Annotated in this window: 19 protein-coding genes; 15 read left to right on the top strand and 4 right to left on the bottom strand. The window is 70.0% G+C overall.

The window, feature by feature from the left end; genetic code table 11:
• Positions 1-5 precede the first annotated feature (5 nt).
• From F4560_RS07765 to larE, 9 genes are read left to right on the top strand one after another with little or no spacing between them, the layout of a single operon-like run.
• On the top strand, positions 6-710 hold the full coding sequence (locus F4560_RS07765; RefSeq protein WP_184918132.1) for a FadR/GntR family transcriptional regulator: 705 nt from the start codon (positions 6-8) through the stop codon (positions 708-710).
• Between the two features lie 40 nt (positions 711-750).
• The gene (locus F4560_RS07770; protein WP_184918134.1) at positions 751-1602 is read left to right on the top strand and encodes a fumarylacetoacetate hydrolase family protein; all 852 of its coding nucleotides are present in this window, start codon (positions 751-753) and stop codon (positions 1600-1602) included.
• Positions 1602-2588 carry an aldo/keto reductase gene (locus tag F4560_RS44225; RefSeq protein WP_184918136.1) on the top strand — a complete coding sequence of 329 codons (987 nt, stop codon included), beginning with the start codon at positions 1602-1604 and terminating at the stop codon, positions 2586-2588. The genes F4560_RS07770 and F4560_RS44225 overlap by 1 nt, the downstream gene beginning before the upstream one ends.
• Entirely contained in the window at positions 2588-3439 is an 852-nt protein-coding gene (locus F4560_RS07780) for an amidohydrolase family protein (RefSeq protein WP_184928966.1), read from the top strand. Before F4560_RS44225 ends, F4560_RS07780 begins: the two co-directional genes overlap by 1 nt.
• The gene (gene larA / locus F4560_RS07785) at positions 3436-4719 is read left to right on the top strand and encodes a nickel-dependent lactate racemase (RefSeq protein ID WP_184918138.1); all 1284 of its coding nucleotides are present in this window, start codon (positions 3436-3438) and stop codon (positions 4717-4719) included. Before F4560_RS07780 ends, larA begins: the two co-directional genes overlap by 4 nt.
• Positions 4716-5834 carry a glycerate kinase gene (locus F4560_RS07790; protein ID WP_184918140.1) on the top strand — a complete coding sequence of 373 codons (1119 nt, stop codon included), beginning with the start codon at positions 4716-4718 and terminating at the stop codon, positions 5832-5834. Before larA ends, F4560_RS07790 begins: the two co-directional genes overlap by 4 nt.
• Complete coding sequence (gene larB / locus F4560_RS07795) at positions 5831-6511, top strand: nickel pincer cofactor biosynthesis protein LarB (RefSeq protein ID WP_184918141.1); 681 nt, start codon at positions 5831-5833, stop codon at positions 6509-6511. Before F4560_RS07790 ends, larB begins: the two co-directional genes overlap by 4 nt.
• Positions 6508-7656, top strand: coding sequence for a nickel pincer cofactor biosynthesis protein LarC (larC, locus tag F4560_RS07800; protein ID WP_312868775.1), 1149 nt, complete (start codon positions 6508-6510; stop codon positions 7654-7656). The genes larB and larC overlap by 4 nt, the downstream gene beginning before the upstream one ends.
• Positions 7656-8474 carry an ATP-dependent sacrificial sulfur transferase LarE gene (larE, locus tag F4560_RS07805; RefSeq protein ID WP_184918142.1) on the top strand — a complete coding sequence of 273 codons (819 nt, stop codon included), beginning with the start codon at positions 7656-7658 and terminating at the stop codon, positions 8472-8474. Before larC ends, larE begins: the two co-directional genes overlap by 1 nt.
• A 79-nt stretch (positions 8475-8553) precedes the next feature.
• On the opposite strand, the gene F4560_RS07810 is transcribed toward larE, so the two are convergent.
• Complete coding sequence (locus F4560_RS07810; protein WP_312868777.1) at positions 8554-8925, bottom strand: L-rhamnose mutarotase; 372 nt, start codon at positions 8923-8925, stop codon at positions 8554-8556.
• 199 nt (positions 8926-9124) lie between these two features.
• On the opposite strand from F4560_RS07810, the gene F4560_RS07815 reads away from it, so the two are divergent.
• Positions 9125-9835 (top strand): FadR/GntR family transcriptional regulator, encoded by a 711-nt coding sequence (locus F4560_RS07815; protein ID WP_184918143.1) that lies wholly within the window; start codon positions 9125-9127, stop codon positions 9833-9835.
• 77 nt (positions 9836-9912) lie between these two features.
• Here F4560_RS07815 and F4560_RS07820 read toward each other — a convergent pair whose 3' ends face one another.
• Both F4560_RS07820 and F4560_RS07825 read right to left on the bottom strand, forming a co-directional pair.
• Positions 9913-11802 carry an RICIN domain-containing protein gene (locus F4560_RS07820; protein WP_221483389.1) on the bottom strand — a complete coding sequence of 630 codons (1890 nt, stop codon included), beginning with the start codon at positions 11800-11802 and terminating at the stop codon, positions 9913-9915.
• Between the two features lie 335 nt (positions 11803-12137).
• Positions 12138-13148, bottom strand: a complete 1011-nt coding sequence (locus F4560_RS07825) for a LacI family DNA-binding transcriptional regulator (RefSeq protein WP_184918144.1) — start codon at positions 13146-13148, stop codon at positions 12138-12140.
• A 165-nt stretch (positions 13149-13313) separates the two neighbouring features.
• Here F4560_RS07825 and F4560_RS07830 point away from each other — a divergent pair, with 165 nt between their 5' ends.
• From F4560_RS07830 to F4560_RS07850, 5 genes are all read left to right on the top strand, one after another.
• Positions 13314-14552, top strand: coding sequence for a sugar ABC transporter substrate-binding protein (locus F4560_RS07830; RefSeq protein WP_184918145.1), 1239 nt, complete (start codon positions 13314-13316; stop codon positions 14550-14552).
• Between the two features lie 4 nt (positions 14553-14556).
• Positions 14557-15438: a carbohydrate ABC transporter permease gene (locus tag F4560_RS07835; protein WP_312868780.1), complete on the top strand. Its 882-nt coding sequence runs from the start codon at positions 14557-14559 to the stop codon at positions 15436-15438.
• Between the two features lie 47 nt (positions 15439-15485).
• On the top strand, positions 15486-16247 hold the full coding sequence (locus F4560_RS07840; protein ID WP_184928970.1) for a carbohydrate ABC transporter permease: 762 nt from the start codon (positions 15486-15488) through the stop codon (positions 16245-16247).
• Positions 16248-16258: 11 nt separating this feature from the next.
• Positions 16259-17995 carry an amylo-alpha-1,6-glucosidase gene (locus tag F4560_RS07845; protein WP_312868782.1) on the top strand — a complete coding sequence of 579 codons (1737 nt, stop codon included), beginning with the start codon at positions 16259-16261 and terminating at the stop codon, positions 17993-17995.
• Positions 17996-18080: 85 nt separating this feature from the next.
• The gene (locus F4560_RS07850) at positions 18081-19913 is read left to right on the top strand and encodes an RICIN domain-containing protein (RefSeq protein ID WP_184918147.1); all 1833 of its coding nucleotides are present in this window, start codon (positions 18081-18083) and stop codon (positions 19911-19913) included.
• Positions 19914-19999: 86 nt separating this feature from the next.
• Here the strand turns inward: F4560_RS07850 and F4560_RS07855 are convergent, their stop codons facing one another.
• On the bottom strand, positions 20000-20674 hold the full coding sequence (locus tag F4560_RS07855) for a hypothetical protein (RefSeq protein WP_184918149.1): 675 nt from the start codon (positions 20672-20674) through the stop codon (positions 20000-20002).
• Between the last annotated feature and the right edge of the window lie 68 nt (positions 20675-20742).

Here is a 20742-nt window from a genome sequence, read left to right on the forward strand (position 1 = left end):
CACCGATGTCACTGACCGACAAGGCCATCGACCGCATCAGAGACCTGATCCAGTCGGGCGAACTGTCACCGGGATCCAAACTTCCCCCCGAACAGCAGCTGGCCGCCGACTTGGGCCTGTCCCGCAACCTGATGCGGGAGGCCGTCAAGGCGCTCGTCGTCGCGCGGGTGCTGGAGATCCGCCGGGGCGACGGCACCTACGTGACCAGCCTGGAGCCGGAGGTGCTGCTCGGCAGCATCGCGTCCGCGGTGGAGTTGCTGCGCGGCGACACGTTGTTGGAGCTGACCGAGGTGCGCAGGCTGTTCGAGCCGGTCGCCACCGGGCTCGCCGCCACCCGCATCAGCGCCTCGGAGCTCGCCGAGGTCGAACGTCACCTCTACGCGATGCGCCTGGCCCGTGACGACGTGGAGCTGCTCAACGTGCACGACGCCGCCTTCCACCGGGCCGTCGTCGCCGCCACGGGCAACGCGACGTTGACGACCCTGTTGGAAGGCATTTCCGGTCGCACGGTGCGCGCCAGGGTGTGGCGCGGGCTGGTCGACGACAACGCGGCGAGCCGCACCCTCGCCGAGCACGAAGCCATCTACAACGCACTGGTCGACCGTGACGCCGCCCTCGCCAAGGCCGCCGCTCTCGTGCACATCAGCACCACCGAGCGGTGGTTGCGCGAGCACGTGGACCCGGACGGCGGCGTCCCGGTCCAGCCGTGACGTCCGGGCTCCTATCCCTTCGTAGTCAAGGAGAATCTCGATGAAGTTCTTGCGCGTGGGCTCGGCGGGCCTCGAACGGCCTGCTGTTCTGGACGCCCGCGGCGTCGCCTACGACCTGGCCCCGCTGACGGCCGACATCGACGGCGCGTTCCTGGCGGGTGGCGGTGTGGCTCGGGTGCGGGCGGCCCTGGCCGAGGGAGTGCTGCCGGTCGTCGACATCACCGGGCAGCGTCTCGGTGCGCCCGTCACCCGTCCGGGGAAGGTCGTGTGCATCGGGTTGAACTACGCCGACCACGCTGCCGAGACCGCGACGGAGCCGCCCGCCGAGCCGGTGGTCTTCATGAAGGCGTCGAACACGGTGGTCGGTCCGGATGACGTGGTGCTGGTCCCGCGTGGCAGCGTGAAGACCGACTACGAGATCGAGCTGGTGGTGGTCATCGGGCGCACGGCGCGGTACCTGGACTCGCCGGATGACGCGGACACCGTCATCGCGGGCTACGCCATCGCCGACGACGTCACCGAACGGGCGTTCCAGCACGAGCGCGGCGGGCAGTGGGACAAGGGCAAGTCGTGCGAGACGTTCAACCCGCTCGGCCCCTGGCTGGTCACCCCGGACGAGGTCGGCGACCCCCGGGAACTGGGTATGCGGTTGCGGGTCAACGGCGAGCTGCGCCAGGACGGCCACACCAAGAACATGATCTTCGGCGTGCATCACGTCGTGTGGTACCTGAGCCAGTTCATGGTGCTGGAGCCGGGCGATGTGATCAACACCGGCACCCCGGCTGGGGTCGCGTTCGGCGCGAACGACTTCCCCTACCTGCGCGCTGGTGACGTGGTCGAGGTCGAGATCGACGGCCTGGGCCGGCAACGCCACGTCCTGGGGCAGGCGTGATGACTTCCCCGGCTCCGGAGTGGTGCGCCGAGCGGGTTCCGCTGGGCCGTTCCGACGTGACGGTGACCCGGCTCGGTCTGGGCACGTCGCCGTTGGCCGGGTTGTTCTCGGCGGTGGCCGAGGACCAGGCCGCGGCCACGCTGGAGACGGCGTGGGCGGCGGGCATCCGCTACTTCGACACCGCACCCCACTACGGCGCGGGACTGGCCGAGCGGCGCCTCGGTCCGTTCCTGGCCTCCCGACCCCGCGCGGAGTTCACGGTGTCGACCAAGGTCGGCCGGCTGTTGACGTCCGGTGAGGCCGCGCCCGGTGACGAGGGCTTCCACGGTGAACCGGGTGTGGTCCGGGTGCGCGACTACAGCGCCGCCGGCGTCTACCGGTCGCTCTCCGAGAGCCTGGAACGGTCCGGCCTCGACTCCTTCGACATCGTGTTGATCCACGACCCCGACGACCACTGGGAGGAGGCGGTCACGGGGGCGTACCCGGCGCTGGAGCGGTTGCGCGCGGAGGGCGCGGTGCGGGCGATCGGTGCGGGGATGAACCAGGCGGCGATGCTCACCCGGTTCGTGGCCGAGACCGACGTCGACTGCGTGCTCGTGGCCGGCCGGTACTCCCTGCTCGACCGGAGCGCCGCCGACGACCTGCTGCCGTTGTGCGAGAAGCGACAGGTGGGCGTCATCGTCGGCGGCGTCTTCAACAGCGGCATCCTGGCGAACCCGGTGCCCGGTGCGACGTACGACTACTTTCCCGCCTCGGACGAGGTCTGGCGGCGCGTCCGCGCCTTGGCCGCGCGGTGCGCCGAGCACGGTGTCCCGCTGGCTGCGGCGGCCATCCGGTTCCCGTTGCGCCACCCGGCGGTGACCAGTGTCGTCGTCGGTGCCCGGACTGCGCGAGAAGTCACGGAGAACACCGCTTACGCCGCCACCGCGATACCCGATGCGCTGTGGACGGAACTCGACGTGCTGAAGGAGGCGGTGTCGCAGTGATCAGGATCGACGCCCACCATCATCTGTGGGATCTCGCGGCTCGGCCGCAGGAGTGGCTCGACGAGTCGGAGCTGAAGCCGATCCGACGGGACTTCGGTCTCGCGGACCTGCGTGAGGTGGCCGGCGCGGCCGGAGTGGATGCCACGGTTCTGGTCCAAGTGCTGCCGGACTTCGAGGAGACGGTGGAATTCCTCGCGTTGGCGGGGGAGTCCGAGCTGGTCGCGGGTGTAGTCGGGTGGGTCGACCTGACCGCGCCCGATGTCGCCGAGCAGCTGGACCGGTTGCGTCGCGGGCCGGGCGGTGAGCGGTTGGTGGGAATCCGGCACTTGGTGCAGGCCGAGCCGGACCCGGACTGGCTGACACGTCCCGACGTGGTGGCCGGGCTGCACGCGGTGCGTGATGCCGGGCTCGTCTATGACCTGTTGACCCGGCCGCACCAGCTGACGGCGGCGTTGGAGGTGGTGCGGGCGTTGCCGGACTTGGTGTTCGTGCTGGACCACTTGTCCAAGCCGGACATCGCCGGCCGGATCGTGGAGCCGTGGGCGCCCCGCCTGTCCGAGTTGGCCGCCGAACCGAACGTGGTGGCGAAGGTGTCGGGTCTGGTGACGGAGGCGGACTGGGAGCGGTGGACCGTGGCGGACCTGCGGCCGTATGTCGAGGTGGCGCTGGAGGCGTTCGGTCCGGATCGGCTCATGGTCGGGTCCGATTGGCCGGTCTGCCTGCTCGCCGCCTCCTACGAGCAGGTTCTCGGCACGGCCGCCGAACTTTTCGACGAGTGCTCCGCGGCGCAGCGGGATCTGGTTTTCGGCGGCACGGCCGCTCGTGTCTACCGGTTGGGGGACCGTCGATGAGCGTCGTGCGACTGGCCTACGGCGAGACCGGCCTGGACCTGCGGGTCGACCCGGCGGTGACGACCGTGGTGACGCCCCGGCACCACCGTGCCACCGAAGCGCCGCGGGAGATCCTGCGTCGGGCGTTGCGCGCGCCGGTTGCCGGACAGCCGCTGCGGGATCGTGTGCGCCTCGGCCAGACGGTGGCGATCTCGGCGTGTGACGGGACGCGTCCGCAGCCTCGGGAGTTGATGATCCCGGCGATCCTGGAGGAGTTGGACGGCCTGGTCGATCTGGCCGACGTGGTGGTGTTGGTGGCCACGGGGACGCATCGGGGTAACTCGGAGGCCGAGTTGCGGCGGATGTTCGGTGACGAGGTGGTCGATTCGGTGCGGATCGTCAACCACGACGCCCGTGACCGGAGCGGTTTGACGTGGATGGGCGAGTTCGGCGCGGGCGTGCCGGTGTGGCTCAACAGCGAGTGGGTCGACGCGGATGTGCGCATCACGACCGGTTTCGTGGAGCCGCATTTCTTCGCCGGTTTCTCGGGTGGGCCGAAGCTGGTCGCGCCGGGTCTGGCGGCGTTGGAGACGGTGCTCGTGCTGCACGACGCGCGCCGGATCGGTGATCCGCGGGCGGCGTGGGGGATCGTGGAGGGCAATCCGGTGCACGACGACGTGCGTGCGATCGCGGCTGCCACCGGGGTGACGTTCGGGTTCGACGTGGTGCTGGATCAGGACAAGCAGGTGGTCGCCGCGTTCGGCGGTGACCTGCTTGGCATGCACGCTGCGGCGGTGCGTACCGCGCGTGAGGTGGCGATGCGGCCGGTGCCGTGGTTGTTCGACGTGGTGGTGACCACGAACTCCGGCTATCCGCTGGACCAGAACCTCTACCAGGCGGTGAAGGGCATGTCGGCCGCTTACCAGGTGGTGAAGCCGGGTGGGGTGATCGTGTGCGCGGCAGAGTGCCGAGACGGCTTCCCCGACCACGGGTCGTACCGCGAGGTGTTGGCGTCCGCTGATTCGCCGGCGGCGCTGTTCGCGGAGATCTCCGCCCGTGAGGTGACGGTGCCGGATCAGTGGCAGGTGCAGATCCAGGCGCGCATCCAGGCCGAGTGTCGGGTCGTCATGCACACCTCCCATCTCAGTGACGCCGAGTTGGCCACCGCGCACCTGGAGCAGACCGCGGACGTTTCGGCGACTGTGGCGGAGGCTCTCGCGGCGGCCGGGCCGGACGCCCGGCTGTGTGTGCTGCCGGAAGGTCCTCAGACGATCCCCTACGTCGACGGGGCGGCCCGGTGAACGGGCCGATTCTGGTGTGCCTGGACAAGTTCCGGGGTTCGCTGACCGCGGAGCAGGCCTGTGCGGCGGTGGTTGAGGGCGTGGCCGGTGCGGGTGGGTGGGCGGTGGGGATGCCGGTCGCGGATGGTGGTGAGGGGACCGTGGCGGCGTTGGTGCGTGCGGGTTACGACGAGGTGCAGGTTGAGGTCACCGGTCCCACGGGTGAGCTGGTGCGGGCTGTGTTCGCCGTGCGCGGTGAACGTGCGGTGATCGAGATGGCGCAGGCGAGCGGGTTGGACGTGCTGCCCGGTGGTCGTTTGGCGCCGCTCACCGCGGACACCTACGGCACCGGTGAGTTGATCCGCGCCGCGCTGGACCGTGGCTGTCGCGATCTCGTGCTCGCCGTGGGCGGTAGTGCCACGACGGATGGGGGTGCGGGTCTGCTGCGTGCTTTGGGCGCGCGGGTCACCGATGCCGCGGGTGAGCCTGTCGGACCGGGCGGCGGGGCGTTGACGGGCGCGGTGCGCGTGGACTTGTCGGGGCTGGACCCGAGGTTGGCGCTCGCGCGGGTGACGTTGGCGTCCGATGTGGACAATCCGCTGACCGGGCCGAACGGTGCCGCCGCGGTCGCCCCGCAGAAGGGCGCGACGGCGGGGGAGGTGGAGGTGTTGGAGCGGGGGCTCTGCCGGTTCGCGGCGGTGATGGCGGAGGAGATCGGGCGGGACTTGAGCGGGGAACCGGGTGCGGGTGCGGCCGGTGGCATCGGATTCGCGGCGTTGGCCGCCCTCGATGCCCGACGAACGTCGGGGGCCGACTTCGTGCTGCGTGAGATCGGTGTCGAGGACGAGTTGCGGGAGGCTTCGCTGGTTGTGGTGGGGGAGGGTCGGTTCGACGAGCAGAGCCTGCGGGGCAAGGCGCCGATCGGGGTGGCCGAGGCGGCACGGCGGCACGGGGTGCCGGTCGTGGTGGTCGCGGGCTCGGTCGGGCTCACCCTCGAGCGGCTGCGGGAGGTCGGTGTGGTCGCCGCCTGGTCGCTGCTGGAGCGCGCGGGCGACGTCGGCACCGCGATGCGGCAGGCGCCTGCGCTGCTCAGGGCGATCGGGCGCGAACTCGTCACGCAGGGAGCGCGAGCATGACCGGACCGGACGCGGTCGATCTCGGGTTCGCCAGGGTGGACGTCGATCGTGAAGCCCGCCAGGGGCTGCCCGAGGTGATCTACGGCAGCGGCAAGACACCCGACCAGATCAGCGCGATCGTGCGTACCCTGCTGCGGCACAACGACGGCCCCGTGCTGGCCACGCGCGTGGAACCCGACGCGGCGGCGTCCGTGCTCGCCGCGGTGCCGGACGGCGTCTACGACAGCGGAGCGCGCCTGCTCACCTGGCGTCCGGCCGCATCGACGGGGTTCGGCGTGGTGGTGGCCGCGGCGGGCACCGCAGACCTGCCGGTGGCGCGGGAAGCCGCTGCCGTCGCCACCGCCGTAGGGCTCGGCGTCACCACCGTCACCGATGTGGGCGTGGCGGGTCTGCACCGACTGCTCGCCGAGCAGGACCGGTTGCGAGCCGCGGACACCGTGATCGTCGTGGCGGGCATGGAAGGCGCTCTGGCCAGCGCGGTCGGTGGTCTGGTCGACTGCCCGGTGGTCGCCGTGCCCACCTCGACCGGCTACGGCGCGAGTCTGGAGGGCATCACCGCGTTGTTGGCGATGCACGCGTCCTGCGCGGCCGGGATCACGGTGGTGAACATCGACTCGGGCTTCGGTGCCGCGATGGCCGCGTTCCGGCTCGCCCGCGTGGCCGGACGGACGCCGTGAGCCGCGTCTGCGTCATCTCGCCGTTCACCGGGCTGGCCGGCGACATGCTGCTGGCCGCGCTGGTCGACGCCGGCGCACCGCTGGACGCGATCCGGGCGGCCGTGGCCGACACCGGACTGACCGGCTGGGACCTCACCGTCACTCAGGTGCTCACCCACGGGCTCACCGGCAGCCGGGCCGTCGTGTCGGTGACCGACGACGCCACGAGCCGCACCGCGGGCGACCTGATCGCCATGGCCGGCCGCGTGCGTGACCGGCAGGTGGCCAACACCGCGGTCGCCGCGCTGCAAGCGATCGCCGAGGTCGAGGGACGTCTGCACGGCGAAGACCCCGACCGGGTGCACCTGCACGAACTCGGCGGCCACGACACCCTCGTGGACATCGTCGGCGTGGCCGCCGCACTGCACGCCCTGGACGTGCGAACCGTGCACTGCGAAGCGTTGCCGATCGGCGCCGGATCGGTCCGCACCGCGCACGGGGTGCTGCCCTGTCCGGCCCCGGCCACCTCGGCGCTGCTGGAGGGCGCACGCGTCGTCGGCACAAGCCTGTCGGGTGAGACCGTGACGCCGACCGCCGCGGCACTGCTGCGCGCGATCGGCGCCGACTACGGCCCGCCGCCGGAGATGCGCATGGCGGCCACCGGCTACGGCGTCGGCACCAGGACCCTGCCCGACCGGCCCAACGTGGCCGTGGTCCGGCTCGGCGACCGCGAGCCCGCGGACGTGCGTGACCTGGTGGTGCTGGAGACCAACCTCGACGACGTCACCGGCGAGGTCCTCGGCTACGTCGTCGCCCACCTGCTCGACTCCGGCGCACTGGACAGCTGGACCATCCCCGCCACGATGAAAAAGGGCAGGCCCGCGCACGTGCTGCACGCGTTGGCGACGCCCGAGACCGCGGACGACATCGAACGGCGGATGCTCGCCGAGACCGGCTCGCTCGGCGTGCGGCGGACCAGCGTGCGACGCACCGCGCTGCCCCGAACCACCGACACCGTCCACGTCCACGGCCTGCCGGTACGCCGCAAACACGGACCACACCACGGCAAACCCGAATACGACGACGCCGTCACCGTCGCCCGACAGACCGGCCTGCCCCTGCGCACCGTGCTCGCCATCGCCGCCGAAAGCCCCGAGGAGCACTGATGGACACCAACACCGCCGCCGCCCGGCTCGTCGCGCACCTCACCGAGATCGGCCCGGTCGCCGTGGCCTTCTCCGGCGGCGTCGACTCCGCGCTCGTGCTCGCCGCCGCCGCACGCGCCCTCGGCCCCGACGCGGTGCTCGCCGTCACCGCCGACTCCGCCAGCCTCGCCACCGCCGAACTCACCCACGCCACCGAGTTCGCCGCCCACCTCGGCGTCCGCCACCTGACGCCCACGACCACGGAACTGGACAACCCCGCATACGCCGCCAACGGCCGCGACCGCTGCTACTTCTGCAAGTCCACCGTGCTGGACACCATCACGAAGACCGCACGCGACCACGGCCTGCCCGCGGTGGCGACCGGCGTCAACGCCGACGACGCACACGACCCCTTCCGCCCCGGCATCCGCGCCGGCGACGAAATCGGCGTCCGCACACCACTACGCGACCTCGGACTGACCAAGACCGACGTCCGTGAGGTAAGCCAACTCTGGAACCTGTCCACATGGGACAAACCAGCCATGCCCTGCCTCGCCAGCAGAGTGCGCTACGGGATCACCATCACCCCCGCCCGCCTCGCCAGGGTCGAACGCGCCGAGGTCGCCGTACGAGCGTGGCTCGTGCACGCGGGCACACCGACGTGGAACCTGCGGGTGCGCGACCTCGGTGACGTCGGAAGGATCGAACTCGACCCGGAACTGGTCGACCGGCCGGGAATCGCCACCGCGCTGACCGAGGTCGTGCTAGCGGCGGGATTCGACGGCGTCGAACTGGCGGTGTTCCAATCGGGGGTGCTCAACCACGAACCGACTCGATGAGCCGTGCACGCCGCGATCGCCGCCGGGACCGCCCCACCGAGTGCTCCTCCGTGCCCCCGGATCCTGGGCGGCCACGCCGTCAGTCGAGGTGCCAGACCTCGGTCATCTCGGTCCAAGGCCCGCCCGGACCGTCGGTGAGGCGCCGCTGGCAAGGGTCGGTGTGGGTCCACCACCGCTGGGTGGTGGGGTCGGCGGCGATCGAGGCGAGATCGGCTTCCAGGTCGTCCCCGACGTACTCGAAGTACGCGAACAGCAGGTCGTCGTGGATGAAGATCGTGTAGTTGCGCACGTTCGCCCGGGTAAGCGCAGCTTCCACCTCCGGCCACACCGCCGCGTGCAGGCGCAGGTACTCCTGCCGGTGCTCGGGATGAACCCCGATGACCTGGCCGAACCGCCTGCTCCGGTGCTGGTTCGCCGGGATCGGAACGGGCGTGGTGGGGAAGGTGGTCACGTGGTCTCCCGGTCTGCTCCAGTGGGAACTCGTCCCCGCTAGACATCTGATGTCTTAGGCTACCCTGGAGCGCCGGTCAGACATATGATCAATCGCCGCGAAAGGTCGATGCACGTTGACATAGGTCGACGTCGAACGTCGTACCATCCGGGCGAAGATGTGATGTCCAGGTGACGACCTGGCGGACCAGGGAGTATCGGTGGCACTGACTGACGAGGCGATCGCGAAGATCCGGTCCATGATCCAGTCCGGCCAGCTGCCTCCCGGCACGCGCCTTCCCCCGGAGCCCCAGCTGGCTGCGGAGATGGGGCTGTCCCGCAGTGGCGTCAGGGAAGCGGTGAAGGTCCTGGAGTCGGCTCGCGTGCTCGACGTGCGGCGCGGGGACGGCACGTACGTCACCAGCCTCGCGCCCCGGCTGCTGCTGGAAGGCGTGGGTGTCGCGGTCGAGCTGCTCCAGGACGACACGCTGTTGGAAGTGATGGAGGTCCGCCGGCTGCTGGAGCCGGTGGCCACCGGCTTGGCCGCGGTCCGCATGCCGGAGAGCGACCTTGACACGCTGGCCAAGATCCTGGACGACATGCGGGCCGCCAGCGACGACGCCGAACTGCTCATCCAGTACGACACCGCGTTCCACCGGACGGTCATCGCCGCCACCGGTAACGAGACGCTGGCCTCGCTGCTGGAGGGGCTGTCCAGCCGCACCGTCCGGGCGAGGGTGTGGCGAGGACTCATCGAAGGCAACGCGGCGCACATCACGCTCGCCGAACACGAGGCGATTTACCGGGCTCTGCGCTCACGCGACCAACTGCTCGCCCAGGCGAGTGCGATGGTGCACGTCAACACCTCCGAGGCGTGGCTTCGCACGGTCTTGTCGAACACGGCGACCACCGCTGGAACCCAAGGTCCCTAGCCGGGGACGCGGTGGAAGCGCCCAGCGCTGGTCCGAGCTGTCGTCTGGTGATGTCCCCGGTGGTGCCCTCCGCCGGGTCAGGCGTTCACGAGTTGCCAGTGCTGGTTGGTGCTGTTGGCATCCCGGTACTGGATGATCTTCGCACCGTCGGTGCTGACGCCGCCGGTCACGTCGAGGACCTTGCCGCTCCGGCGGCAGACCAACTTCACGTAGCCGTCACCGACATCGACGACCCGCCAGTGTTGGTTGGCGCCGCCGCCGTCCGGCCACTGCACGACCGGCGCCCCGTCATCCATCGACCCGCCGGTCACGTCGAGGACCTTGCCGCTGCGCCTGCTCACCACCTTGACGTACCCGTCACCTGCGTCCACGAGTTCCCACTGCTGGTTGGTGCCACCGTTGTCGGTCCACTGCACGATCGCGGCGCCGTCTTCCGTCGAGCCGCCGCTCACGTCCAGGACCTTGCCGCTGCGCCGGTTGACCAGCTTGCGGTATCCCGGACCGCTGCCGTCGGAGACAGGGCGGGCGGCGATGCCGCCGCAGTCGACCTCGTTGACGATCGCGTTCCCGCCGCCGACCGTGGCGGTCGCTTCCAGGCGCACGTACCGCGCGCTGACCGGCGCGAAGCGGGCGTACTTCAACGCCTTGGTCGCGGCCCACGTCCCGCTCGTCGCCTCGCGGAACGTCGTGCCATCCGTGCTGGTCAGCACTCGGTACCCGGTGATGTTGCCGGTGGTGGTCGTCGTGCCGGAGCTGTTCCTGTCCTGGCGGGGCAAGTAGGTCAGCGCGTCGATGTTCGAGTACGTCGAGCCGAGGTTCATCGTGACCGACTGCGGCAGCGGTCCACTGGACTGCCACCAGCTCTCGACGGCCCTTCCGCCCACCCAGTCCAGCTTGCCGTCGATGGCGTTCGCCGCCGTCCCGCTCGTCGCGGTGGCGGTGATCGGGGTGACCGGGTGGTGCAGCACGTCGGGCTGCGGCGGCAGCGGGGGCCGGGACGTGTCCGGCGTCCACATGGTGCCGACCTGTCGCAGGGTGGCCACGATGTGGGAGTCGAGCTTGCCCTCGGCATTCGGCATGCAGTTCAGCAGGAACGAGCAATACCTGGCTTCCAACGGCTTGATGTGCCCGTTGACGATGGCATCCGGAGTCATCGTCGGAGAGTCCACAGTGGACCCGTAACTGGATCCCCGCGGGTGCCAGAACCAGCCGGTGCTGACGATGTTCTGCCCTTGCGTCGCCGCATAGGTGTTGTTCGACGGCGCCCAGATGCCCTTGGGCTCCTCGAAGTAGATGACGTCGTTCTCCCACGGCTCGGTCTGCCCGTTGTGGTCGACGATCAGGCAGTCCGGTTGCAGCGCCTTGACGTGCTCCCGGATCTCTTGGTACGGCACCGCCCGGTGGCCCATCTGCCAGGCCCAGCCGTCGATGACCAGCACCGGGATCTCGCCGTACCCGGTCAGCAGTTCGGTGAGCTGGTTCTTGGTGAAGTCGATGTCGGCGCGACTCACGGACCCGTCCGCGACGCCCTGCGTGCGGTCCCAGATGGAGAAGTAGAAGGCCGCCTTGAGGCCCTGCGCGCGGAACGCGTCCACGTACTCGCGGACGACGTCGTGCGGGTAGGAGCTGTTCACGACGTTGTAGCCGGTCTGCTTGGTCGGCCACAGGCAGAAGCCGTCGTGGTGCTTGGTGGTCAACGCGGCCCACGACATGCCGGCCGCTTTCGCGGTCGCCGCCCACTGCGCGCAGTCCAGCGCGGTCGGGGCGAACAACCGGGGGTCGAGGTTGGGGGAGGCCCACTCCTGATCGCTGTACGTCGACATGTTGTAGTGGATGAACATCCCGAACCGCATGTCCACGAACGACTGCTGGAGGTTCTGGAGGTTCCCGGCGGCCTGCACGCTGCTCGCCTCCGCGATGGTGTGTGGTGAACCGGCGGCGCCGGTCGGGAAGGCGAGCGGACCCACCGCTGCGGCCCCTGCCGCAATGGCCGAATTTCGCAGAACGGCGCGACGGTCCAGCTGCGCTGCCGGCTCTTCGATCACGGATCGCCTCCTGACGGACAGACGGTCTGACGAGCCTCGGAAAGATATGATGTCTGTTACGGCTGCGTCAAGACCGTCTGGCGTACTCGTTGCCGGTCAGAGCCCTGTAGGTCGTGTGAAGGGGTGCGGTCCAGGGTGGCGAATCAGGCGGCAGTGATCTGATGTGTCTTGGTGAATCGATCAGGTTTCGGGCGCGCGCGAGGAGGTGCGGTTCCGGCGCAGCTTTGTCACACGGGTCGAACCGATTCGACCACGAGCTACCGGTGTCGGGCCCCGGTGCTCGACCGCAGGGTGATGCCCGGCTGCAGGAGCGCGTTGCGGTGCGGCGCGTCGGGGTCCGCGATCCGTTCCACGAGCAGGTCGACGGCGAGTCGGGCCATCTCCTCGGCGGGCACGTCGGCGGCGGTCAGCGGTGGGTGGAAGTCCTCGGCCAGGCGGTTGGCGATGACGCCGGTGATGGAGAAGTCGCCCGGAACGTCGAGGCCCGCGTGACGCAGGGCTCGTTGGAGACCGGGCAGCGCGGCTTCGTTGATCGTCACGGCCGCGGTCACGTCCGGCCACCGGCTGCGGATGTCCTCGAAGCAGGCCAGGCCGGCCGCGGGTTCGTCGGCGCAGCACGCGGTGTGCGCGGTCAGGCCGCGCTGCTCGGCGGCGGCGAGGAATCCGGTGGTGGAGCGCATGGCCGGGCCGTAGCCGGCGGCGACGAGCTCGTCGGACCGGTTGATCAGCACGACGTTCCGGTGGCCGAGGTCGGCGAGGTGGTGGACGCAGCGGTTGATCAGTTCCGCGTAGTCGACGTCGACCCACGACGAGGCACCCGGGCGCTCCACGTGCCCGATGGTCACGAACGGCAGGGCTTCCTGCTCCAGGCGGGCCACCCGCGGGTCGTCGACGAGGATCTCCATCAGGATCACGCCGTCCACCCGGCGGCCGGTGACGACGCGTTCGAAGGACCGGTCGTGGTCGCCGCCGCTGGGTGAGAGCAGCACGTCGAGGTCGTGCTTGGCCGCCGCCTCCACGACGCTCGCCACGAAGCCCAGCTGCACGTCGGTCAGCCGCCTGCTCGCGGGTGGTATCACGAGGCTCAACGTTCGGGTTCGCCCCTCGGCCAGTGCCCGTGCGCTGGCGTTGGGCCGGTAGCCCAGCTCGGCGATCACGTTGTTGATGCGCTGCGCGGTCGCGGTCGACACCGGCCGCTTCCCGCTGAGCGCATAGGACACCGTGCTGCGGGACACGCCGGCCCGCTTGGCGATCTCACCGATGTTCATGTGCTCTCCGTCCAACCGGTTCGACAGGTCCTGATGGTATCGGAAACCAAGTCTTGCGCCGGTTACCCCCTACCGATACGTTGGCGAAACATTGCGCGGTCGAACCGGTTCGATGACAGACGGACATTCCAGTTGTCAGCGCCGCCGCCTGGAAGGACTACCCCTATGAAGCGCTCCCCGTTCAGTCGACGCGTGACCGTCGCCCTGGTCGCGGTGGGACTGTCCCTGACCGCGTGTTCCTCCGCAGGGGAAACGGGTGGTGATACCGCCGGCCCGTTCGCGGTGTGGGACCCGTACCCGCAGTTCGACGGGACGTCGGAGTGGGCGAAGGTGATCGAGAAGTGCGGGGCGGAGGCCGGTGTGGAGGTCGAGCGCCAGGCGTACGACACCTCGGACCTGACGAACAAGGTCCTGCTCGCCGCGCAGCAGGGCACCGCGCCGAACGTGCTGGTCGTGGACAACCCCGTGGTGTCCACGCTGGCCGAGGCCGGGGTGCTGAAGGCCAACCAGGACACCGGCTTGGACGCGTCGCAGGCGTCGCCCAACCTGGTGGCCGCCGGCGAGGCGGGCGGCAAGACCTACGGGGTGCCGATCGGCGCGAACACGCTGGCGCTCTACTACAACAAGGCGGTGCTGGCGCAGGCCGGCGTTGATCCGGCGTCGCTCACGGACTGGACGTCGCTGGACGCCGCCCTGGCCAAGGTCGCGGGCGCGGGCAAGAAGGGCATCACGTTCTCCGCCATCGGCACCGAGGAGGGCTCCTTCCAGTTCCTGCCGTGGTTCTGGGGTGCGGGGGCGCAGCTGACCGACCTGTCCTCGGCTGGGGCCGTGGCGGCGGTGGAGCTGTGGAAGTCCTGGCTGGACAAGGGGTACGCGCCGAACTCGGTCGTGGGCAACACGCAGACCACCAGCTGGCAGGAGTTCGCCACCGGCGAGTACGCGTTCGCGGAGAACGGCACCTGGCAGTTGGGCAACGCGGCGAAGCTGGGCTTCGAGTACGGCGTCATGCCGATCCCGTCCCGTGACGGCGGCGTCGCGCCCGCGCCGACCGGCGGCGAGTTCGTCACCGTGCCGGTGCAGGGCTCCGCGGACCGCGAGGCGACCGCGGCGAAGATCGCCAACTGCCTGACCAGCGCGGACACCGTGTTGGCGACGGACACGGCGCTGACCTACGTCTCCGCGATCGGATCGGTGCAACAGCAGCAGGTCGCCGCGAAGCCGGAGCTGGCGGTGTGGGTCGACGCGGTGCAGGCCGCCAAGGGACGCACCGGCGACGGCCTCGGCACCCGCTACCCGCGGATCTCGCAGCCTTTGTGGACCGCGGTGCAGGCGGTGCTGACCGGGTCGAAGCCCGCCGCGGACGCGCTCAAGGACGCACAGAGTGCCGCGGCGTCGGCGAAGTAGAGCGGTGGTCCGCCGAAACCTCGTCGGTTGGGCGTTCCTCGTCCCGCTCGTCGCCTACCTGCTGCTGTGCTACGGCTATCCGCTGCTGACGACCGTCGACCTGAGCATCCGTGACTACACCGTGCGGACTTTCGTGCACGGGGGCGCGCCGGTGATCGGACTGGCCAACTACACGGCCGTGTTCGCCGACCCGGTGTTCCGCACCGCAATGCTCAACACGGTCGTGTTCACGGTGGTGTCGCTGGTGTTCCAGTACGCGATCGGGTTGGCGCTGGCGGTGTTCTTCTCCCGCAACTTCCGGCTGTCGGCGACGCTGCGGGCGCTGTTCCTGGTGCCGTGGCTGCTGCCGTTGATCGTGTCGGCGTCGACGTGGGCGTGGATGTTCAACAGCGAGGCCGGTGTGGTGAACGCGGCCCTGTCGTGGTTCGGGATCGACGGCGTGCACTGGTTGACGTCGCCGGACTGGTCGTTGGTGTCGGTGATCGTCGCCAACATCTGGATCGGCATCCCGTTCAACCTCGTCGTGCTCTACAGCGGGTTGCGGAACATCCCCGCCGAGGTGCACGAGGCGTCCGCGCTGGACGGTGCGAGCTCCTGGCAGACGTTCCGGCATGTCACGTTCCCGATGCTGCGGTCCGTTTCCACGGTCACGCTGCTGCTGGGCCTGGTCTACACGCTGAAGGTCTTCGACATCATCTGGATCATGACGCGCGGCGGCCCGAGCGGGTCGTCCACCACCCTGGCCACCTGGTCCTACGAACTCGGGTTCGGCAGCATGCTGCCCCGCTTCGGGCCCAGCTCGGCCGTCGGCAACGTGCTCATCCTGCTGGCCGTGGTCGCGGGCCTGGTGTACGTGCGGGTGCAACGCCACCAGGAGGCGTCGTGACGCGCTCGTGGTGGCGCACCGCGGTGGGCCTGCTGCTCACCGCCGTGATGCTGTTCCCGGTCTACTGGATGGTCAACGTCTCGCTCACGCCGCCGGGCGCGATGCGCAAGTCGCCGCCGGACCTGTTCCCGCGCAACCCGACGTTCGACGGGTACGCGCGGGTGCTGGACGAGCAGCTGCCGTACTTCGGGACCAGCCTGCTGGTCGGGCTCGGGACCGTGGTGCTGACGCTGGTGCTGGCCGCGCCCGCGGCGTACTCGCTGGCGAAGCTGCGCCCGAGCGGTCGGGGACCGTTGACGTTCGTGCTGCTGGTCGCGCAGATGATCCCCGGGATCATCATGGCGCTGGGGCTGTACGGCATCTACGTCCAGCTCGGCATCACGAACACGGTGTGGGGCCTGGTCTTCGCCGACTCCACGATCGCCGTGCCGTTCGCCGTGCTGATCCTGACCTCGTTCATGGCCGCGGTGCCCGACGAGATCGTGCAGGCCGCGCGCATCGACGGCGCGGGCGCGTTCCGCACGTTCTGGTCCGTGGTGCTGCCCGCGAGCCGCAACGGGGTGGTCACCGCCGGACTGTTCGCGTTCCTGTGGGCGTGGTCGGACTTCGTGTTCGCCGCGACGTTGGACAGCGGCGGCTCCATGCAGCCGTTGACGCTCGGCATCTACCGCTACATCGGCAACAACAACCAGGAGTGGAACGCGATCATGGCCACCGCCGTGGTCGCCTCCGTGCCCGCCACCGTGCTGCTCGTGCTGGCCCAGCGCTTCGTCGCCGCGGGCATCACGTCGGGCGCGGTCAAGGACTGAAAGGGACCTTTGTGGACGACTTCTCGGTGCGGGAGATCCCGTTCAGCTGTTCGGGGGCGTGGTTCGGCATCTCCGCGGTCGTGGGGCTCGCCGCCTACGCCGAGGACCTGCACCTCGTGTCCCACCGCAACGGCATGCACGCGGTGCTGTCGCTGGTGCCGATGCTGGCCGGCGCCAGGGTGCCCGTCGAGGTCAACGCCAACCCCGCGCTGCTCACCTGGAGCGCGGGCCGGGCGAGGGTCGCGGCGGCGTTCGAGTCACCCTCGGCGCTCCGGATCTCCGGCGACGGCCTCGGCCTGCGCATCGCCGCGGCGGACGACACCCTGACCCCGTTCACCGGAACGCACTTCTTCCGCGACCCCGTCACCTCGTCGTACGTCTTCACCTCCTACGAGACCGGGCACCGCTACCGGGTGACGGTGTTGGCCGGACAGGAGGTCTCAGCCGGTGGCTCCGCGCTCGGCACGGCGGAACGGGCGGTCGTCGTCGGCGGGGACGGCGGGGAGTGGGAACTCGTGGTGGAGGAGATGACGACCACCCGCGGGCGGTTCTCCACCACCGCGACGTTCTCCGACGTGGTGGCCGCCTCGCGGCGCTCCTTCGACCGGTTCGCGGACGAGGTCGCGCCGTGGCGCTCCGACCGCACCCCGGCCGCCGAACTCGCCTGCTACGTGCTGTGGTCGGCCACGGTGAGCCCGGCGGGCTTCCTCGGCCGTCCCGCGGTGCTGATGTCGAAGAACTGGATGGACAAGGTCTGGAGCTGGGACCACTGCTTCAACGCCCTCGCGCTCGCACCGGGAGCGCCCGGACTGGCGTGGGACCAGCTCCAGGTCGTGTTCGACCACCAGACCACGGAAGGTGCGTTGCCGGACTCGATCACGCACGCGGAGGTCCTGCACAACTTCGTCAAACCACCCATCCACGGCTGGGCGGTGGGCAAGCTGCGGTCGAAGCTGCCGGGCGGCATCCCGGTCGCCGAGCTTCCGGTGCTGTACCGGCAACTGGAGGCGTGGACGACGTTCTGGCTCGACCACCGCCGCGCGCCGGACCAGCCGTTCCCGCACTACGAGCACGGCAACGACAGCGGCTGGGACAACTCCACGATCTTCGACGAGCAGCGGCTCGTGCAGTCCGCGGACCTGGCGGCGTTCCTGGTGGTGCAGATGGGGGAACTGGCCCGGCTGGCCCGGGAGATCGGCGACCCGGCCGCCGCGACGCGGTGGGAACGGGAGGCCGAAACCATGCTGAACGCGATGCTGACGACGTTGTGGGACGGGTCGGCGTTCACCAGCCGAGCCCTTGACGGCACAACACGCGCCACGGCGAGCCTGCTCGACCTCATGCCCGTCGTCCTGGGCGCAGACCTGCCCCAGGACGTGCACGCGAAGCTCGCCGAGGGCGTCGCCCGGCACCTGACCGCGGTCGGCCCGGCCACCGAACGGCCCGACTCGCCCCACTACGAGGCCGACGGCTACTGGCGCGGCCCGGTGTGGGCGCCGTCGACCGTGCTCATCGAGGACGGCCTGCGCCGTGGCGGGGCGGTCGAACTCGCCGACCAGGTCAGCGCACGTTTCCGGGCGGTGTGCGAGAAGAGCGGCTTCGCCGAGAACTTCGACGCGCTCACCGGGGAGGGCCTGCGCGACCGCGCCTACACCTGGACCGCGAGCGCCTACCTGCTGCTCGCCGCGGAGGCCGAGGCCCGACTGACCGACGGCGCTCCGGAACACCCCGCCACGTCAGCGGGGTAGACGAACCGACCCGGTCTCCTTCCCGGGGCACCGGGGTCCGTTGTGGAATCCCCAACCCTGCACACGTCTGACAAAGGAGTCATGCATGTCCCTCACACCCGCACGACGACGAGGCCGTGGACTCGCCGTGGTCATCGCGGTCGTCGCATCCGCGATATCGGCGGTGGTGGCACCCGCACCGGCCGCCCTGGCCGGCGACGAATCGATCTCCGTCAACTTCGCCGTCGCCGGCGGTTCCCCGACCTACCGGGCCTCCGGGTGGATCTACGGCATGACCGAGGACGCGGCCGGTCCCGCGGACCACTTCTACCGCGACGTGAAGTTCCAGTCCATGCGCGCCGGCGGCGCCCAGCTCGACGGCCCCGGCGGTTGGGTCTCGGGCAAGTACGACCGCCGGTGGAACGCGACCCGCGCCCAGCTCCTGCGCACCCGGTCGCTCGGCGGCGAGTTCATCCTGCTGCCCCACGACCTCTGGGGCGCGGACAGCTACCCGATCTCCCGCTTCCCGGGCGACAACGGCAACTGGACCGACTACGACAACTTCCTCACCCGCCTGATCAACGACGTGCGGGCGACGGGCGTCCCGGTGCAGTGGGACCTGTGGAACGAGCCGAACCTGAGTGCGTTCTGGAACCGGTCGCAAGCGCAGTACTTCGAGCTGTGGCGCCGCACGTACCACCGCGTCCGGGCCGCGTTCCCGGAGCAGTTGATCGTCGGCCCGAGCTTCGCGGGCGTGCCGACGACGAACGGGACGTGGTGGAACCAGTACCTCAACTTCATCCGCTCGTCCAACACGGTCCCGGACATCATCAGCTGGCACTCCCTGCCCGGCGACCCGGTGGCGAACGTGGCCGCGGCGAACGCCACTCTCGACGCTCGGGGCATTCCGCACCCCCGCCCGTACCAGATCAACGAGTACGGCTGGACGACCGAGCAGAACCCCGGTGACGGCTCCTGGTACATCGCACGCCTGGAACGAGCCGGGGCCGACGGCCTGCGCGCCCACTGGGGCAGCGCGGGAAACCTGCACAACGACCTGGCCAACCTCCTGACGCGCAACTCGGCGGGACAGCACCTGCCCAAGGGCGAGTGGTGGGTCTACCGCTACTACGGCTCGCAGACCGGGCAGATCGTCTCCGTCACGCCCAGCCCGGCCTACGACGCGTTCGCCACGAAGACGCCCGGTGTCGCGAAGATCCTGGTCGGCGGTGGCGGCACCACGGGCAACATCGCCGTCAACCTCCAGCGACTCGACATCACCAGCGGGATCGTGCAGAACAACCAGGTGCGGGTGGTGGTCCAACGCATCCCGTACAACGGCGGCGGCGCGGTCCAGGGACCGGTCACCATCCGCAACTCCGTCGTGACGCTGTCCGGCAACGCCACGACGGTCAACCTGCCCCACAGCAACGCCGACGACTCCTTCACCGTCACGCTCCTGCCGCCGTCCGACGCCGGCTTCCAGTCCGTGGCCGTCGCCCAGCACTCGCAGCAGTGCCTGGACAACACGGACCTGGGCACCGCCGACGGCAACCGTCAGCAGCAGTTCTACTGCGAGGGCGGCGACCAGCAGCTGTGGAACTTCCGCCCGGTCGCCGGAGTTGCCAACACGTACACCGTGGTCAACCAGCAGACCGGCAAGTGCCTCGACGTCAACGGCGTGTCCTCCGCCGACGGCGCTGCGGTGCAGCAGTGGAGCTGCGTCGCCGGCGCGCAGAACCAGCAGTTCGCGCTGCGCAAGGTCACCTACTCGGGCAACGATCCGCACGACTACCAGCTCGTGGCCCGGCACAGCGGCAAGTGCGTCGACGTCAGCGAGATTTCCACCGCCGCAGGCGCCTCGATCCACCAGTGGACCTGCAACCCCGCCAACCAGAGCAGCCCGCTCAACCAGACCTGGCGGCTCTGGGGTCGCTAGATCTCCGGGTGATCAGCGGACTGCGCTGGGCGGCCGGATCCCGGTCACCCAGCGCTACCGCGTGGTTCAACCGGTGATCGTCGCCGTTAGTTCGCCAGCTTTTCGGCCACCGCCGGGAGCAGGTCCAGGAGGATTCCGACGGCTTCGTCCTGGTGCGGGATGCCGCCGATCACGGCGATCGACACCAGATCTCCTCCGGACAGCACGGCCCAGCAGGCAGCCAACTCGTCGTTGGCCTCGCAGTAGCCGTAGGCCGCGTTGATCCCCGGCAGCGGCGGTATGTCGAACGGGGTGAGGGCGATCGGCTGGTCCGAGCCCGAGTACTCACGGTCCACGTACTGCTCGCAGGACTCCGCGAACGTCCGGATCTTCGCTACGACGGCCGCCCCGTCGTGTTCCTTGAACCACGCAACTCCGTGGTGGAAGCCGAAGTCCGGACCCTCCCAGTTCCTGGCGTGGTAGACGTAATAGCCGAACTCGTCCCGACTGTCCGGGCGCGACGTCTCGCACGTCGTGGGTATACCCCACTTGGTCCACGGACCTTCCTCGGTGACTTCCTTGGCGCCCAGATCGGCCAGGGCGTCGGCAGGGAGCGTGGCGGCCTTGACCCGCAGGGGTGCCAGCTCACCGGGCGAGGCGGTCGTGGTGGTGATGGTCGTCGTCGTGGTTGTCGTGCCGGTGTCGGACGGTGTTGGCGGCGGGGCCGGTGCGGCGGTGCACGCGCCACAAAGCAGGATCGCCGACAACACCAAGCGTCTCATCTTGAAGTCCCCCCATTGGACCGCCCCAGCCGTGCTGAGAATATCCGGACCGGTCGACAGCGTGGTCG

The organism is Saccharothrix ecbatanensis (assembly GCF_014205015.1).
Classification (GTDB): Bacteria; Actinomycetota; Actinomycetes; order Mycobacteriales; family Pseudonocardiaceae; genus Actinosynnema; species Actinosynnema ecbatanense.

Bases quoted from the DNA above. Each gene is read 5' to 3' on its own strand.
- F4560_RS07765 (WP_184918132.1), top strand. From the start codon at position 6: ATGTCACTGACCGACAAGGCCATCGACCGCATCAGAGACCTGATCCAG.
- F4560_RS07770 (WP_184918134.1), top strand. From the start codon at position 751: ATGAAGTTCTTGCGCGTGGGCTCGGCGGGCCTCGAACGGCCTGCTGTT.
- F4560_RS44225 (WP_184918136.1), top strand. From the start codon at position 1,602: ATGACTTCCCCGGCTCCGGAGTGGTGCGCCGAGCGGGTTCCGCTGGGC.
- larA (WP_184918138.1), top strand. From the start codon at position 3,436: ATGAGCGTCGTGCGACTGGCCTACGGCGAGACCGGCCTGGACCTGCGG.
- larB (WP_184918141.1), top strand. From the start codon at position 5,831: ATGACCGGACCGGACGCGGTCGATCTCGGGTTCGCCAGGGTGGACGTC.
- larE (WP_184918142.1), top strand. From the start codon at position 7,656: ATGGACACCAACACCGCCGCCGCCCGGCTCGTCGCGCACCTCACCGAG.
- F4560_RS07825 (WP_184918144.1), bottom strand. From the start codon at position 13,148: ATGAACATCGGTGAGATCGCCAAGCGGGCCGGCGTGTCCCGCAGCACG.
- F4560_RS07830 (WP_184918145.1), top strand. From the start codon at position 13,314: ATGAAGCGCTCCCCGTTCAGTCGACGCGTGACCGTCGCCCTGGTCGCG.
- F4560_RS07840 (WP_184928970.1), top strand. From the start codon at position 15,486: ATGCTGTTCCCGGTCTACTGGATGGTCAACGTCTCGCTCACGCCGCCG.
- F4560_RS07850 (WP_184918147.1), top strand. From the start codon at position 18,081: ATGTCCCTCACACCCGCACGACGACGAGGCCGTGGACTCGCCGTGGTC.
- F4560_RS07855 (WP_184918149.1), bottom strand. From the start codon at position 20,674: ATGAGACGCTTGGTGTTGTCGGCGATCCTGCTTTGTGGCGCGTGCACC.